At 69.8% G+C, this 13,201-nt stretch carries 16 protein-coding genes, 1 tRNA gene, 1 pseudogene and 1 riboswitch; of the genes and pseudogenes, 12 read left to right on the top strand and 6 right to left on the bottom strand.

Annotated elements, in window-relative coordinates:
* Nucleotides 1-37: 37 nt before the first annotated feature.
* The 4 genes from GTY67_RS11170 (at nucleotide 38) to GTY67_RS11160 (ending at nucleotide 2,361) form a co-directional block, all read left to right on the top strand.
* Nucleotides 38-835 carry an ABC transporter ATP-binding protein gene (locus GTY67_RS11170; protein ID WP_161278556.1) on the top strand — a complete coding sequence of 266 codons (798 nt, stop codon included), beginning with the start codon at nucleotides 38-40 and terminating at the stop codon, nucleotides 833-835.
* 69 nt (nucleotides 836-904) lie between these two features.
* Nucleotides 905-1,021, top strand: coding sequence for a putative leader peptide (locus tag GTY67_RS35470; protein WP_309544402.1), 117 nt, complete (start codon nucleotides 905-907; stop codon nucleotides 1,019-1,021).
* A 111-nt stretch (nucleotides 1,022-1,132) separates the two neighbouring features.
* Nucleotides 1,133-1,411, top strand: a complete 279-nt coding sequence (locus GTY67_RS11165; protein ID WP_006124874.1) for a MoaD/ThiS family protein — start codon at nucleotides 1,133-1,135, stop codon at nucleotides 1,409-1,411.
* Entirely contained in the window at nucleotides 1,411-2,361 is a 951-nt protein-coding gene (locus GTY67_RS11160; RefSeq protein WP_093688719.1) for a cysteine synthase, read from the top strand. The genes GTY67_RS11165 and GTY67_RS11160 overlap by 1 nt, the downstream gene beginning before the upstream one ends.
* A gap of 116 nt (nucleotides 2,362-2,477) precedes the next feature.
* Here GTY67_RS11160 and GTY67_RS11155 read toward each other — a convergent pair whose 3' ends face one another.
* Nucleotides 2,478-2,990, bottom strand: a complete 513-nt coding sequence (locus GTY67_RS11155) for a type II toxin-antitoxin system PemK/MazF family toxin (RefSeq protein ID WP_093688717.1) — start codon at nucleotides 2,988-2,990, stop codon at nucleotides 2,478-2,480.
* A 249-nt stretch (nucleotides 2,991-3,239) separates the two neighbouring features.
* Between GTY67_RS11155 and GTY67_RS11150 the strand changes: the two genes are divergently transcribed.
* Entirely contained in the window at nucleotides 3,240-3,992 is a 753-nt protein-coding gene (locus GTY67_RS11150; RefSeq protein ID WP_093688715.1) for an MBL fold metallo-hydrolase, read from the top strand.
* 86 nt (nucleotides 3,993-4,078) lie between these two features.
* Here the strand turns inward: GTY67_RS11150 and GTY67_RS11145 are convergent, their stop codons facing one another.
* Together GTY67_RS11145 and GTY67_RS11140 are read right to left on the bottom strand one after the other, a co-directional pair.
* Nucleotides 4,079-5,344 carry a PTS transporter subunit EIIC gene (locus tag GTY67_RS11145; RefSeq protein WP_093688713.1) on the bottom strand — a complete coding sequence of 422 codons (1,266 nt, stop codon included), beginning with the start codon at nucleotides 5,342-5,344 and terminating at the stop codon, nucleotides 4,079-4,081.
* 257 nt (nucleotides 5,345-5,601) lie between these two features.
* Nucleotides 5,602-6,861: a PTS transporter subunit EIIC gene (locus GTY67_RS11140; RefSeq protein ID WP_161278555.1), complete on the bottom strand. Its 1,260-nt coding sequence runs from the start codon at nucleotides 6,859-6,861 to the stop codon at nucleotides 5,602-5,604.
* A gap of 221 nt (nucleotides 6,862-7,082) precedes the next feature.
* On the opposite strand from GTY67_RS11140, the gene GTY67_RS11135 reads away from it, so the two are divergent.
* The 4 genes from GTY67_RS11135 (at nucleotide 7,083) to rdgB (ending at nucleotide 9,437) form a co-directional block, all read left to right on the top strand.
* Nucleotides 7,083-7,316, top strand: a complete 234-nt coding sequence (locus GTY67_RS11135; protein WP_030567719.1) for a PTS glucose/sucrose transporter subunit IIB — start codon at nucleotides 7,083-7,085, stop codon at nucleotides 7,314-7,316.
* A gap of 235 nt (nucleotides 7,317-7,551) precedes the next feature.
* Nucleotides 7,552-8,289, top strand: a complete 738-nt coding sequence (gene rph, locus GTY67_RS11130; RefSeq protein WP_015608813.1) for a ribonuclease PH — start codon at nucleotides 7,552-7,554, stop codon at nucleotides 8,287-8,289.
* 123 nt (nucleotides 8,290-8,412) lie between these two features.
* Entirely contained in the window at nucleotides 8,413-8,802 is a 390-nt protein-coding gene (locus tag GTY67_RS11125) for a hypothetical protein (protein WP_093688709.1), read from the top strand.
* 32 nt (nucleotides 8,803-8,834) lie between these two features.
* Nucleotides 8,835-9,437, top strand: a complete 603-nt coding sequence (gene rdgB / locus GTY67_RS11120; RefSeq protein ID WP_161278554.1) for an RdgB/HAM1 family non-canonical purine NTP pyrophosphatase — start codon at nucleotides 8,835-8,837, stop codon at nucleotides 9,435-9,437.
* Between the two features lie 57 nt (nucleotides 9,438-9,494).
* Here rdgB and GTY67_RS11115 read toward each other — a convergent pair.
* The 3 genes and pseudogenes from GTY67_RS11115 to bcp form a co-directional block, all read right to left on the bottom strand.
* Nucleotides 9,495-9,579 (bottom strand) — tRNA-Leu (locus GTY67_RS11115).
* A gap of 56 nt (nucleotides 9,580-9,635) precedes the next feature.
* Nucleotides 9,636-11,132 (bottom strand): annotated as a pseudogene (gene proP, locus GTY67_RS11110) (glycine betaine/L-proline transporter ProP).
* A gap of 223 nt (nucleotides 11,133-11,355) precedes the next feature.
* On the bottom strand, nucleotides 11,356-11,823 hold the full coding sequence (bcp, locus tag GTY67_RS11105) for a thioredoxin-dependent thiol peroxidase (protein WP_015608808.1): 468 nt from the start codon (nucleotides 11,821-11,823) through the stop codon (nucleotides 11,356-11,358).
* A 141-nt stretch (nucleotides 11,824-11,964) separates the two neighbouring features.
* Here bcp and GTY67_RS11100 point away from each other — a divergent pair, with 141 nt between their 5' ends.
* From GTY67_RS11100 to GTY67_RS11090, 3 genes are all read left to right on the top strand, one after another.
* Nucleotides 11,965-12,282, top strand: coding sequence for a DUF3618 domain-containing protein (locus GTY67_RS11100; protein ID WP_093688701.1), 318 nt, complete (start codon nucleotides 11,965-11,967; stop codon nucleotides 12,280-12,282).
* Between the two features lie 77 nt (nucleotides 12,283-12,359).
* Nucleotides 12,360-12,716, top strand: a complete 357-nt coding sequence (locus GTY67_RS11095) for a co-chaperone GroES (RefSeq protein WP_093688699.1) — start codon at nucleotides 12,360-12,362, stop codon at nucleotides 12,714-12,716.
* 48 nt (nucleotides 12,717-12,764) lie between these two features.
* Nucleotides 12,765-12,835, top strand: a riboswitch (guanidine-III (ykkC-III) riboswitch).
* A 42-nt stretch (nucleotides 12,836-12,877) separates the two neighbouring features.
* On the top strand, nucleotides 12,878-13,198 hold the full coding sequence (locus GTY67_RS11090) for a multidrug efflux SMR transporter (protein ID WP_093688697.1): 321 nt from the start codon (nucleotides 12,878-12,880) through the stop codon (nucleotides 13,196-13,198).
* Nucleotides 13,199-13,201: the final 3 nt, after the last annotated feature.

The raw sequence follows: 13,201 nt of genomic DNA, 5'->3' as shown, positions 1-13,201 counted from the left end.
GCATGACGACCGTACGCACTCCCGGGGGAGCCCGCCCGTGACCACCCTGCGCACCGAGGCACTCTCGTACGGGATCGGCGAAGGCCGCCACCTGGTCGACGCGGTCGACCTCACCGCCGCCGACGGCGAGACGGTCGGCCTGGTCGGCCCCAACGGCAGCGGCAAGACCACGCTCCTGCGCTGCGTCTACGGCACCCTGCGCCCCACCCACGGCCGGGTCCTCCTGGACGGCGACGACCTCGCCACCCTCCCCGTGAAGGCCCGCGCCCAGCGCATCGCCACGGTCCCGCAGGACGGCCACGCCGGGTTCGAGCTGACCGTCGGCCAGGTCGTCGCGATGGGCCGCGCCCCGCACAAGCGGTTCTGGGAGGCGGACAACGCGTCCGACACCGCCCTCGTCACCCAGGCCCTCGACCGGGTCGGGATCGCCGCACTCGCCCCCCGTACCTTCGCCTCCCTCTCCGGCGGCGAACGCCAACGCGCCCTGGTCGCCCGCGCCCTGGTCCAGCAGCCCGCGCTCGTCGTCCTGGACGAGCCGACCAACCACCTGGACATCCGCTACCAGCTGGAGATCCTCTCCCTGGTCCGCGAGCTGGGCACCACCAACCTGCTGGCCCTGCACGACCTCAACCTCGCCGCGTACTACTGCGACCGCCTGTACGTCCTCAAGGACGGCCGCGTCGTCGCCTCCGGCACCCCGGAAAAGGTCCTCACGGCGGAGCTGCTGGGCGAGGTGTACGGCGTCGCCGCCGAGGTCAGCACCCACCCGAAGACGGGCGCCCCCACGGTGGTCTACCTCCCGCAGGACCACACCGAGCGGCGCACGTCCGCATAGTGGTCGCTCACCATCCACGATGTGGGATCACACTCGGGTTTCCGGACGGGGAATCGATACGATGCCCGCATGGTTCCCCATGACGTGAGCAACAGGACGCCGGGCACGCTGCTCGTCGCGCGGCTGCACGTCGACCTGTGCAGGCTCAAGAGCGCGATCTGTCCCCCGCCCGCAGCCTGCCCGTGAGCCGCCCGGCCTGAGCCACGGCCCGCGCGCCACCCACCTGCACCACCCCCTGCGCGGGGGAAGAAACGCGCGCCCCACGCCACCTCCCCGCTTTCGACAGGAGCCCACGCCATGGCCATCGAGGTCCGCATCCCGACCATCCTCCGCACCTACACCGACGGCGCGAAGGCCGTCGAAGGCAACGGGGACACCCTCGCCGACCTCTTCGCCGACCTGGAGAGCCGCCACACCGGCATCCGTGAGCGCATCGTCGACGGCGAACAGCTCCGCCGCTTCGTGAACGTCTACCTCAACGACGAGGACGTCCGCTTCCTCGACGGCATCTCCACCAAGCTCAGCGACGGCGACAACGTCACCATCCTCCCGGCCGTCGCCGGCGGCATGCGCTGATGCGGTACGACTCCCCGCTGGCGGCCGTGGGGAACACCCCCCTCGTCCGCCTCCCGCGGCTGTCCCCGTCCGAGGACGTCCGCATCTGGGCCAAGCTGGAGGACCGCAACCCCACCGGCTCCATCAAGGACCGCCCCGCGCTCCACATGGTCGAACAGGCCGAGAAGGACGGCCGGCTCACCCCCGGCTGCACCATCCTGGAGCCCACCAGCGGCAACACCGGCATCTCGCTCGCCATGGCGGCCAAGCTCAAGGGCTACCGCATCGTCTGCGTCATGCCGGAGAACACCTCGCAGGAGCGGCGCGACCTGCTCGCCATGTGGGGCGCCGAGATCATCTCCTCCCCGGCCGCGGGCGGCTCCAACACCGCCGTACGCGTCGCGAAGGAGCTGGCCGCCGAGCACCCGGACTGGGTGATGCTCTACCAGTACGGCAACCCGGACAACGCGGGCGCCCACTACGCCACCACCGGACCGGAGATCCTCACCGACCTCCCGTCCATCACGCACTTCGTGGCGGGCCTCGGCACCACCGGCACCCTGATGGGCGTCGGCCGCTACCTCCGCGAGAACCGCCCCGGCATCCAGATCGTCGCCGCCGAACCGCGCTACGACGACCTGGTCTACGGCCTCCGCAACCTCGACGAGGGCTTCGTCCCCGAGCTCTACGACGCCTCGGTCCTCACCACCCGCTTCTCGGTCGGCTCAGCCGACGCGGTCACCCGCACCCGCGAACTCCTCCAGCAGGAGGGCATCTTCGCGGGCGTCTCCACCGGCGCCGCCCTCCACGCGGCGATCGGCGTGGGCAAGAAGGCGGTCAAGGCGGGGGAGAGCGCGGACATCGTCTTCGTGGTGGCGGACGGCGGCTGGAAGTACCTGTCGACGGGCGTCTACACGGCGGAGACGACGGAGGCGGCAATCGAAACGCTGCAAGGCCAGCTCTGGGCGTAGGGGCCGCAGGCCTTCAGCTGGCCTGGGGCCCCTCCCAGCCGGTCCGGGCGCCACTCAGCCCCTCCTGCGTTTGAGGAGCGGGGTCCGGGGCGGAGCCCCGAAACCCGGCCCCGCCCTCACCCCGCCCCCAACCCCCGCACCCGCTCCCACAGCTCGGGATCCACGGCCCCCACCCGCCGCCGGAACCCGGCCAACGGCACCTCCCGCAGCTCATCCGTCTCCAGGAAGCTCTGCCGCCCCCGCTGATCCCCCACCGTCCCCGCGGGCAGCGCGATCACCCCGGGCCGCTCCTCATGATGCTTGCTGGTGATCTTGGCGACGAGCGCCGTGCGCCCCCGGCCCCGCCCCCGTACCGAGAGCACCAGGCACGGCCGGTCCTTGGACCCGGGCCCGTCCTCGTACGGCACATCGGCCCACCACACCTCACCCGCCCGCGGCGTACGCCCGTCCCCGCGCCCCGCAGGGCCGGAAGGCCCCGACGGCCGTGACGGGGGACGCGTCGACCCCACCGGCTGCCGCGGCCGCCGCGACCGGGGCCCCCGGTCCGAGCGCCCCCGCCCGTCCACCACCGCGGCGACGAGGGCCAGCAGAACTACGGCGACCAGCGCCACCCACCAGAACATGTCCATCCCCCGACCGTACCGGCGGCCGACGGGCGCCCCTCCCGCGCCCGGACGCCGCGCCCGGGCCCCACCGTGGGCGCGCTTCCATCGAACCGGTGACAGAGCAGGTGAGTTCCCCCACAACGGCAGGCGGCAGAGGAGCGACGCGGAGTTTTGCGCCTTACGCTCGACAAACCGCAAAACGTTCCGGCAGGAATTGCACGACCCCTTCCGCACGAACCCTCCCCGTTCCCATGCCTCGGAGGTTCACGCTCCATGAAGCTCACCGTCGTCGGCTGCTCCGGCTCGTTCCCGTCCCCGGGTTCGGCATGCTCGAGCTACCTCGTAGAGGCCGACGGCTTCCGGCTGCTCCTCGACATGGGCAACGGTGCCCTCGGCGAGTTGCAGCGCCACGTCGGTCTCTACGACCTCGACGCGATCTTCCTCAGCCACCTCCACGCCGACCACTACATCGACATGTGCGCGTACTTCGTCGTGCGCTACTACCGCCACGACGGCGCCCGCCCCGTCCCCCTCCCGGTCCACGGCCCCGAGGGCACCGAGCAGCGCCTGACCGCCGCCCATGGCGACACCCCCTCCGACCGGGCGATGAGCGAGGTCTTCGACTTCCGCACGCTCAAGGCCGACACCTTCGAGATCGGCCCCTTCACGGTCCGTACGGAGAAGCTCCGCCACCCCGTCGACACCTTCGGCATCCGGATCGAGCACGGCGGCTCCACCCTCGCCTACTCCGGCGACACGGGGACCTGCGACGCCCTGGAGGAGCTGGCCCGGGACGCGGACCTGTTCCTCTGCGAGGCGTCGTTCGTCGACGGCAAGGAAGACATCCCCGACCTGCACCTCAACGGCCGCGAGGCCGGCGAGGCCGCCGCCCGCGCGGGCGCCCGCCGACTGGTCCTCACCCACATCCCCCCGTGGACGGACGAGAACCGCAACCTCGCCGACGCCCGGGCTGCCTACCCGGGCCCGGTGGAACTGGCCGCGCCGGGAGCGGTGTACGAGTTCTGAGTACGGGTCCGGGTCCGGGTACGACGGAACCCCCGCCTTCCGGGAGGGAAGGCGGGGGTTCCGTGTGTACGGGGCGGGGCTGAGGGCTACTTCGCCTCGGCCTTCTGCAGCTCGGCGAGCTCCTCGTCCGACTCCCGGCCCGGGGTCGGGAGGTTGAACTTGGTGATCGCGAAGCGGAAGACCACGTAGTAGACCACCGCGAAGCAGAGGCCGACCAGGACCAGCAGCCAGGGCTTCGACGCGATGCCGAGGTTCAGCAGGAAGTCGACCAGGCCCGCGGAGAAGCCGAAGCCGTCCTTCATGCCGAGCGCCCAGGTCAGGGCCATCGACACACCGGTCAGCACCGCGTGGATCGCGTACAGCACCGGGGCGATGAACATGAACGTGAACTCGATCGGCTCGGTCACACCGGTGACGAACGAGGTCAGCGCCAGGGAGAACATCATGCCGCCGACGACCTTGCGGCGCTCGGGGCGGGCGCAGTGGACGATCGCGAGGCAGGCCGCCGGGAGGGCGAACATCATGATCGGGAAGAAGCCGGTCATGAACTGTCCGGCGTCCGGGTCACCGGCGAGGAAGCGGGCGATGTCACCGTGGGCGCCGTTGTACTCGCCCGCCTGGAACCAGGGGAAGGAGTTCAGCAGGTGGTGCATGCCGACCGGGATCAGCGCACGGTTGGCGACACCGAAGATGCCCGCGCCGACCGCGCCGGAGCCGACGAGCCACTCACCGAAGTTGTGCAGACCGGCGCCGAGGACCGGCCAGATCAGACCGAAGACGATACCGATGAGCAGACCCGCGAAGGCGGAGAGGATCGGGACCAGGCGGCGGCCGCTGAAGAAGCCCGCCCAGTCGGGCAGCTTCGTCCGGTAGAACTTCTGGTACAGCAGGGCCACGACTATGCCCATCACGACACCGCCGAGGACACCGGCGTTGACGGGGGCGTCGCTCATCACGATCTTGCCGTCGGCCACGCTGGCGACCTGGGGCAGGTTGCTGTCCGTGAAGGTGGCGAGCACCTTCTGGAAGACGAGGTAGCCGGTGACGGCGGCCAGGGCCGTGGAGCCGTCCGACTTCTTCGCGAAGCCGATCGCGATGCCGACGGCGAACAGCAGCGGCATGTTGTCGAGGATCGCGCCGCCGCCCGCGGCCATGTAGCCGGCGAGCTTCGTGATGAAGGTCGGGAACGACTCGCGCCCCAGCATGTCGCCGTTGCCGAGGCGGACCAGGAGCGCGGCGGCCGGCAGCACGGCGACCGGCAACATGAGGCTGCGGCCGATGCGCTGCATGACGGCCATCGCGCCGGCGCCCTTCTTCTTCTCGGCCGCGGGTGCGGTCTCAGCCGTGGTCATCAACATCCTCCATGGTGCACGGTGCCGCCCGGGTCATTGATGCGGGGAGGCGGCGACTCGACAGACGCGGCAGACAGCCGTGGTCTGGACCACTCAGTGGTGTAGACCAGTTTTAGCACGGTGAGGGTTAGATAAGGAACCTGCAATTCCCTGTTGATTCGCGGTAGCAGACCCGGCACGTTCGGTGACATGGCGAAGGCCCTCGGACCAGGTGGTCCGAGGGCCTTGCGTGACCGGGCTGGAACCCGGCCGACCTGCTACTTCGTCAGATCCTTCTCGATCTCCTTCTCGATCTCCTCCGGTTCCCGGCCCGGCGTCTTGAGGTCGAACTTGGTGATCGCGAAGCGGAAGACGATGTAGTAGATCACGGCGAAGCAGACGCCGATCGGGATGATCAGCCACGGTTTCGTATCCAGATGCCAGTTGACGACGTAGTCGATCAACCCCGCCGAGAAGCTGAACCCGGCATGCACCCCCAGCAGCCAGGTGATGCCCATCGAGGCCCCGGTGAGCACCGCGTGCGCGCCGTACAGCAGCGGTGCGACGAACATGAACGAGAACTCGATCGGCTCGGTCACGCCCGTGACGAACGACGTCAGCGCCACCGACACCATGAGACCGCCCACCTCCTTGCGGCGCTCGGGCCGCGCGGTGTGGGTGATGGCCAGGGCCGCGGCGGGCAGGCCGAACATCATGATCGGGAAGAAGCCCGAGGTGAACTGGCCGGCCGAGGGGTCCTCGGCGAAGAACCGGGAGATGTCGCCCTGGACGGTCGCGCCGTCCGCCCCGGTGAACTCGCCCGCCTGGAACCAGAAGAACGTGTTCAGGAACTGGTGCATGCCGATCGGGATCAGCAGCCGGTTCGCGAAGCCGAAGATCGCCGCGCCCCATGAGCCGAGGTCGATCAGCTGCTTGGAGAACCAGGTCAGCCCGTCACCCACCGGCTGCCACAGCAGCCCGAACAGCACGCCCAGGATCACGCAGAGGAACGCCATCAGGATCGGCACCAGGCGCCGGCCGTTGAAGAAGCCGAGCCAGTCCACCAGCTTGGTGCGGTGGTAGCGCTGCCAGACCATCGCGGTCAGCAGGCCGATGAGGATGCCGCCGAGGACGCCGGGGTTCTGCGGCTCGCCGTCGGGCAGCTCGTCGGTGACCGTGCCGTCCATGGGGAAGGCCGTCAGGACACCCCGGTAGACCAGGAAGCCGACGACGGCCGCGAGTGCGGTGGAGCCGTCCGCCTTCTTGGCGAAGCCGATGGCCACACCGATGCAGAAGAGGAGCGGCAGGCCGACCTGGCCGTCGAGGATCGCGGTGCCGCCGTTGAGCAGGACCTTGGAGGTCTTGTCCCAGAAGGCGCCGTGCAGATAGGAGTCGAAGAGGTTCCCGAGGCTGACGAGCAGGCCCGCCGCCGGGAGGACGGCCACCGGGAGCTGGAGGGAGCGGCCGACCTTCTGCAAGCCCTGGACCGGCCCGTTCCACCATTTTGGCTGCGGTGCCGCAGCGGCGCTCGAACTCATCGGCATCCTTCCGGAACAGGCCTCGTTTGGCGGTCGTCGGAAACTGGTGTAGACCAGTTGCGTCACGGTCCGGGGCCCGCCCCGAAGTCAGGGCACCGGTGATCGTTATCTTTGGTGATAGTCCGGTTACCCGCCCGCGAAGTTGGGCCAACCGTGCGTTACCGTGACGAAACGGACCCGCAGCGGGCGGCCCGTCTGCACGCGCAAACCAGGGAGAAGGCATGGCCACCAAGGCTGAGAAGATCGTCGCCGGGCTCGGCGGCATCGAGAACATCGACGAGATCGAAGGCTGCATCACCCGCCTCCGCACCGAGGTCCACAACGCCGACCTGGTGGACGAGGCCGCCCTGAAGGCCGCCGGCGCCCACGGCGTCGTCAAGATGGGCACCGCGATCCAGGTCGTCATCGGCACCGACGCGGACCCCATCGCCGCCGACATCGAAGACATGATGTGACCGTCTGACTGCCGCGCCGGACGCGGTGGGCCCCCTGGGGGCGCACCCCGCAGGCCCCCTGGGGCCCGCACCCCGCAGCCCCCCGGCCCGCACTGGGCCCCTTCCGGTCCGCACCCGCAGGCCCCGCACCCTCACCCGGCGGCGGGGCCTGTGCCGTACGCGAACCCACGCTCCGCCGTCCGGGCCCACCCGCACCCGAACGGAGCCACCCCCGCCAACGGATAAAGTCGGCCCCATGTCTCGCATCGACGGCCGCACCCCCGAACAGCTCCGCCCCGTCACCATCGAACGCGGCTGGAGCAAGCACGCCGAGGGCTCAGTCCTCATCTCCTTCGGCGACACCAAAGTCTTCTGCACCGCCTCCGTCACCGAAGGCGTCCCGCGCTGGCGCAAGGGCAGCGGCGAGGGCTGGGTCACCGCCGAATACTCCATGCTGCCCCGCTCCACCAACACCCGCGGCGACCGCGAGGCCGTCCGCGGCAAGATCGGCGGACGCACCCACGAGATCAGCCGCCTGATCGGCCGCTCGCTGCGCGCGGTCATCGACTACAAGGCCCTCGGCGAGAACACCATCGTCCTGGACTGCGACGTCCTCCAGGCCGACGGCGGCACCCGTACGGCCGCCATCACCGGCGCGTACGTCGCCCTCGCCGACGCCGTCGCCTGGGCCCAGGGCAAGAAGATCGTCAAGGCCGGCCGCAAGCCGCTCACCGACACCGTTGCCGCGATCAGCGTCGGCATCGTCGACGGCACCCCCCTCCTCGACCTCTGCTACGAGGAGGACGTCCGCGCCGAGACCGACATGAACGTCGTCTGCACCGGCGACGGCCGCTTCGTCGAGGTCCAGGGCACCGCCGAGGGCGCCCCCTTCGACCGCAAGGAGCTCGGCTCGCTCCTCGACCTGGCCACGGCGGGCTGCGTGGACCTGGCGGCACTCCAGCGTGACGCACTCGCAACCACGCAGAACGCGTAGCGACTCACCCTCCCCGGGTAAAGAAGCAACCAAATAAGCACCGCACAGCGTCGTTACGAGCACGGGCGCACGGGTCGAACCGTGCGCCCGTCCGCGTACCGATCCCCGGGGAGGGACCGCACCATGGCTTCGCGCCGCCACCAACGCCTCGTACTCGCCACCGCCGCCACCATGCTCACGCTGACCACGGCCGTGGGCTGCGCCGGACTCGACAAGGCCCTCGACTGCGTCCGGACCGCCGACGCCGTGGCCACCAGCGTCGGCAACCTCCAGCGGGCCGTCTCCAGCGCCTCCGGGGACATCACCCAGGCGTCGGAAGCCCTGGACGACATCGACCGCGAGCTCAAGAACCTCGACGGGGCCACGGACAACGCGGACCTCTCCAAGGCGGTGGACGACCTCCAGGCTGGTGTGGCCAACGTCCGCGAGTCCATCGAGAGCGGCGACGCCACCCCCGACATCACCCCGGTGACGAACGCGGCGACGGAGATCGGCAAGGTCTGCACCCCGTAGGGCACACCGCCCGGCCCGGCGATAATCGGTGCATGAAGCGCCTGATCCTCGCCACCCGCAACGCCGGGAAAATCACCGAACTGCACGCCATCCTCGCCGACGCGGGCCTCGACCTGGACCTCGTCGGCGCGGACGCGTACCCCGACATCCCCGACGTCAAGGAGACCGGCGTCACCTTCGCCGAGAACGCGCTCCTCAAGGCCCACGCCCTCGCCCAGGCCACCGGCCTCCCGGCGATCGCCGACGACTCCGGCCTCTGCGTCGACGTCCTCGGCGGCGCCCCCGGCATCTTCTCGGCCCGCTGGTCCGGCACCCACGGCGACGACAGGGCCAACCTGCGCCTGCTCCTGGCCCAGCTCGGCGACATCGCGGACGCCCACCGCGGCGCCTACTTCGCCTGCGCCGCCGCCCTGGCCCTCCCCGACGGCACGGAACGCGTGGTCGAGGGCCGCCTGAACGGCACCCTGCGCCACACCCCGTCCGGCACGAACGGCTTCGGCTACGACCCGATCCTCCAGCCGGAGGGCGAGACCCGCACCTGCGCGGAGCTGACCCCGGCGGAGAAGAACGCGATCAGCCACCGCGGCAAGGCGTTCCGGGCGCTGGTGCCGGTGGTGCGGGAGTTGGCGGGGTAGGGCGGAGACGGAAAGACGGCCTGCGCATCAGTCCTTCGATGCGCAGGCCGTTCTCGGTGCGGCGGAAGGGATTCGAACCCTCAAGCCGTTTCACGGGCCACAGATCCTAAGTCTGCTGTGTCGCCAGTTGCACCACCGCCGCCAGACGCATGTCATCGTACCGGGCGGCTGGCGGCGGTGGCGCGTGAGTTGGCCGGGTCAGAACTTCGGCTCAGGCGCCTGCGCCTGGACCAGTTCCGCCGCCTCTTCGTCCGTCTCCACCGACGGCGGCGAGCCGATCAGGGGCTGTTGGGCGGTCTCCTTCATGCAGGCGACCGCGATCACGCCGATCAGGGCCGCCGCCATCGCGTAGTACGCGGGCATCAGGTTGGAGCCCGACCAGCTGATCAGGGCCGTGATCACCAGCGGGGTCGTGCCGCCGAAGATCGAGGCGGAGAGGTTGTAGCCCACCGACAGGGAGCCGTAGCGGACGTTCGTCGGGAACAGGGCGGGCAGGGCCGCCGACATCGTGCCGAGCATGCAGACCAGGGAGAGGCCCAGCATCAGCATGCCGACCGTGATCGGGAGGATGCCGTCGATCCGGATGAGGAGGAACGCGGGGAGGGAGAGGAAGAGGAAGCCCAGCATGCCGGTCATGAGGAGGGGCTTGCGGCCGAAGCGGTCGGAGAGTTTGCCGACCTGGCTGATGATCGTCATCAGGAACACCATCACCGCCAGCAGGATCAGCAGCCCGTGCGTCTCGCTGTAGCCGAGCTCGTCGGAGAGGTACGTCGGCATGTAGGACAGCAGCATGTAGTCGGTGATGTTCTACGCGCCCACCAGGCAGATGCAGAGGATCAGCGTCGGCCAGTACTGGCGGAAGATCTTCGCCAGGTCCCCCTTGGCCGTGGTCTCCACCCCGTCCGCCGCCTCCGTCGCGTGCGCCGTGCCGCCCTCCAGCTTCTGAAAGGCCGGGGTCTCGTCCAGCCGCAGTCGCAGATAGAGGCCGACCAGGCCCAGCGGGCCCGCGACGAGGAAGGGGATGCGCCAGCCCCAGGACTCCATCTGGGCCGTGTCCAGCATCGCGTACAGGGCCGTCACCAGACCGGCCGCGCACACGTAGCCCGCAAGCGTCCCGAACTCCAGGAAGCTGCCGAAGAAGCCGCGGCGCTTGTCGGGGGCGTACTCCGCGATGAACGTGGACGCGCCCCCGTACTCACCGCCTGTCGAGAAGCCCTGGAGCATCCGGAAGAAGATCAGCAGGACCGCGGCCCACACGCCGATCGTCTGGTGCGAGGGGATCAGCCCGATGGCGAACGTGCCGACCGCCATCAGGATCATCGTCAGCGCCAGGACCTTCTTGCGGCCGATCTTGTCGCCCATCGGGCCGAAGAACATCCCGCCGAGCGGCCGTACGAGGAAGGCCACGGCGAAGGTCGCGAAGGAGGAGAGGAGCTGCGTCGTTTCGTTCCCGGACGGGAAGAACACATGTCCGATGGTGACGGCCAGGTAGGAGTAGATGCCGAAGTCGAACCACTCCATGGCGTTGCCCAGCGAGGCGGCCTTCACCGCGCGCTTCACCGCAGCGTCGTCCGTGACGGTGATGTCCGTACGGCGCAGCCTGGGGTTCTTGCGCTTGCGGACCGCCCGGAAGAGCGTGGGGTGGCGTTTGACCGCTTCGGGGTCGGCCGCCTGGTGGGGGTCGGGGGCCGCCATGGCCGGGTCCTTTCCTCGGAGGGTGTTTCAGGAAAGGCTTCTGCGCAGTCATGGCGGTCGCAAACCGACTTCATGGCCTGATGCGATGTCCCTCACATGATCTCGACATCGTTCCGGGGCAGGAGAGGGGGCCGCACATGGTCCGCCGCCGTACGGGACGGCGTCCGTGCCGCCTCGCCCCGGATGGCCCATCCGGGGCGAGGCGGGGCAGGGAGCGGCCGGGTCAGATGCCCAGGTCCCTGATGATCTTGGCCACGTGGCCGGTCGCCTTGACGTTGTAGAAGGCGTGCTCCACCTTGCCGTCCTCGTCGACGACGACGGTGGAGCGGATGACGCCCGTCACCACTTTGCCGTACAGCTTCTTCTCGCCGAAGGCGCCGTACGCCTCCAGGGTCTCCTTGGACGGGTCGCCGACCAGCGTGACCTTGAGGTTCTCCTGCTCGCGGAACTTCGCGAGCTTCTCCGGCTTGTCGGGGGAGACGCCGATGACGTCGTATCCGGCGCCCGCGAGGAGGTCGAGGTTGTCCGTGAAGTCGCAGGCCTGCTTGGTGCAGCCGGGGGTAAGAGCAGCCGGGTAGAAGTAGACGATGACCTTGCGGCCCTTGTGGTCCGCGAGCGAGACCTCGTTGCCGTCGGCGTCGGGAAGGGTGAAGGCGGGAGCGGGGTCGCCGGGCTTGAGTCGCTCGCTCATGTGGTTCTCCTCGGGTGGTGCACGGGTCGGACGGGACCGAGCGTAATAGGGGTGCCGCCGGGTGCGCGGGGGTTCGAGCTGACAGACTGTCGACGAAGGTTCAGATGAAGGTTTACCGGACACGACCACGGAGGCGGCGCAGTGTCGGATGCCAGGACCCCTGCGCAGATCGAGGCGGACATCATCAGCAGGCGTGAGCAGCTCGCTGTGGTGCTGGACGAGATCGGGGTGCGGGTACACCCGAAGACGATCATCGGCGACGCGAAGGCGAAGGCCGCGCAGTCCGTGGACCGGACGGCCGGCCGCGCGTTCGTCGCGGTGAATCGCTCGGTGTCACAGGTGAAGGCGCAGTTCGTCGCGGAGGACGGTTCGCCGCGGCTGGAGCGGGTGATTCCCGCCGCGCTGCTGGTGGTGGGCGTGGTGGGGCTGGTCACCGTCTCCAAGCGCCGCCGGAAGTGATGGGTCCGTCCGTCCCCCGGTGGGACGTACGGGCCCCTCGGGCGTGCGCCCGGGTGCGGTGACGGTAGGTTGCGGGCGTGAGCGACAAGACCCGGGGCGACGCCCATGACGACGACAAGCTGCCCATCCGCATGCTGCACGACCGTGTCCTCGTGCGGAACGACACCGCCGAGGGCGAGCGGCGCTCCGGCGGCGGCATCCTGATCCCGGCGACGGCCGCGGTGGGCCGGCGGCTCGCCTGGGCCGTGGTCGTCGCGGTCGGCCAGAACGTGCGGACGGTGGAGCCCGGGGACCGGGTGCTGTACGACCCCGAGGACCGTGCCGAGGTCGAGGTGCGGGGGGTGGCGTATGTGCTGATGCGCGAGCGCGACCTGCACGCGGTGGCGGCGGACCGGTTCGAGGGTTCGGTGGATTCGACCGGGCTGTATCTGTAGGCCTCCCCGAGCGTACGAGGGCCTGGTGACCATGGTCACCAGGCCCTCCTGCCGTTCCTTGCTACGGTGGAACCACCCCGACGAGACGCGCCGTACCGGGCAGGCAAAGACGACGCATCCCTGTTCGTACGCGTGTTCGCGTGTTGTCGTCGGAGGTTTTCATGGCCTGGGTTCTGTTGATCGTCGCCGGTCTGCTCGAAGTGGGCTGGTCGATCGGGATGAAGTTCACCGAGGGGTTCACCCGGCTCTGGCCGAGCGTGTTCACCGGTCTCGGGATCGTGGCGAGCATGGTGCTGCTGTCGCACGCCGCGAAGACGCTGCCGATCGGTACGGCGTACGGGGTGTGGGTCGGCATCGGCGCGGCCGGTGCGGCGGTCCTGGGCATGGTCGTGCTGAACGAGCCGGTGACCGCCGCCCGGATCTTCTTCGTCTGTCTGCTGCTGGTCGCCGTGGTGGGGCTGAAGGCGACCTCCGGGCATTAGCCG

Origin of the sequence: Streptomyces sp. SID8374 (assembly GCF_009865135.1) — a bacterium.
GTDB lineage: Bacteria > Actinomycetota > Actinomycetes > Streptomycetales > Streptomycetaceae > Streptomyces.
This window is presented reverse-complemented; position numbering and strand designations above follow the sequence as displayed.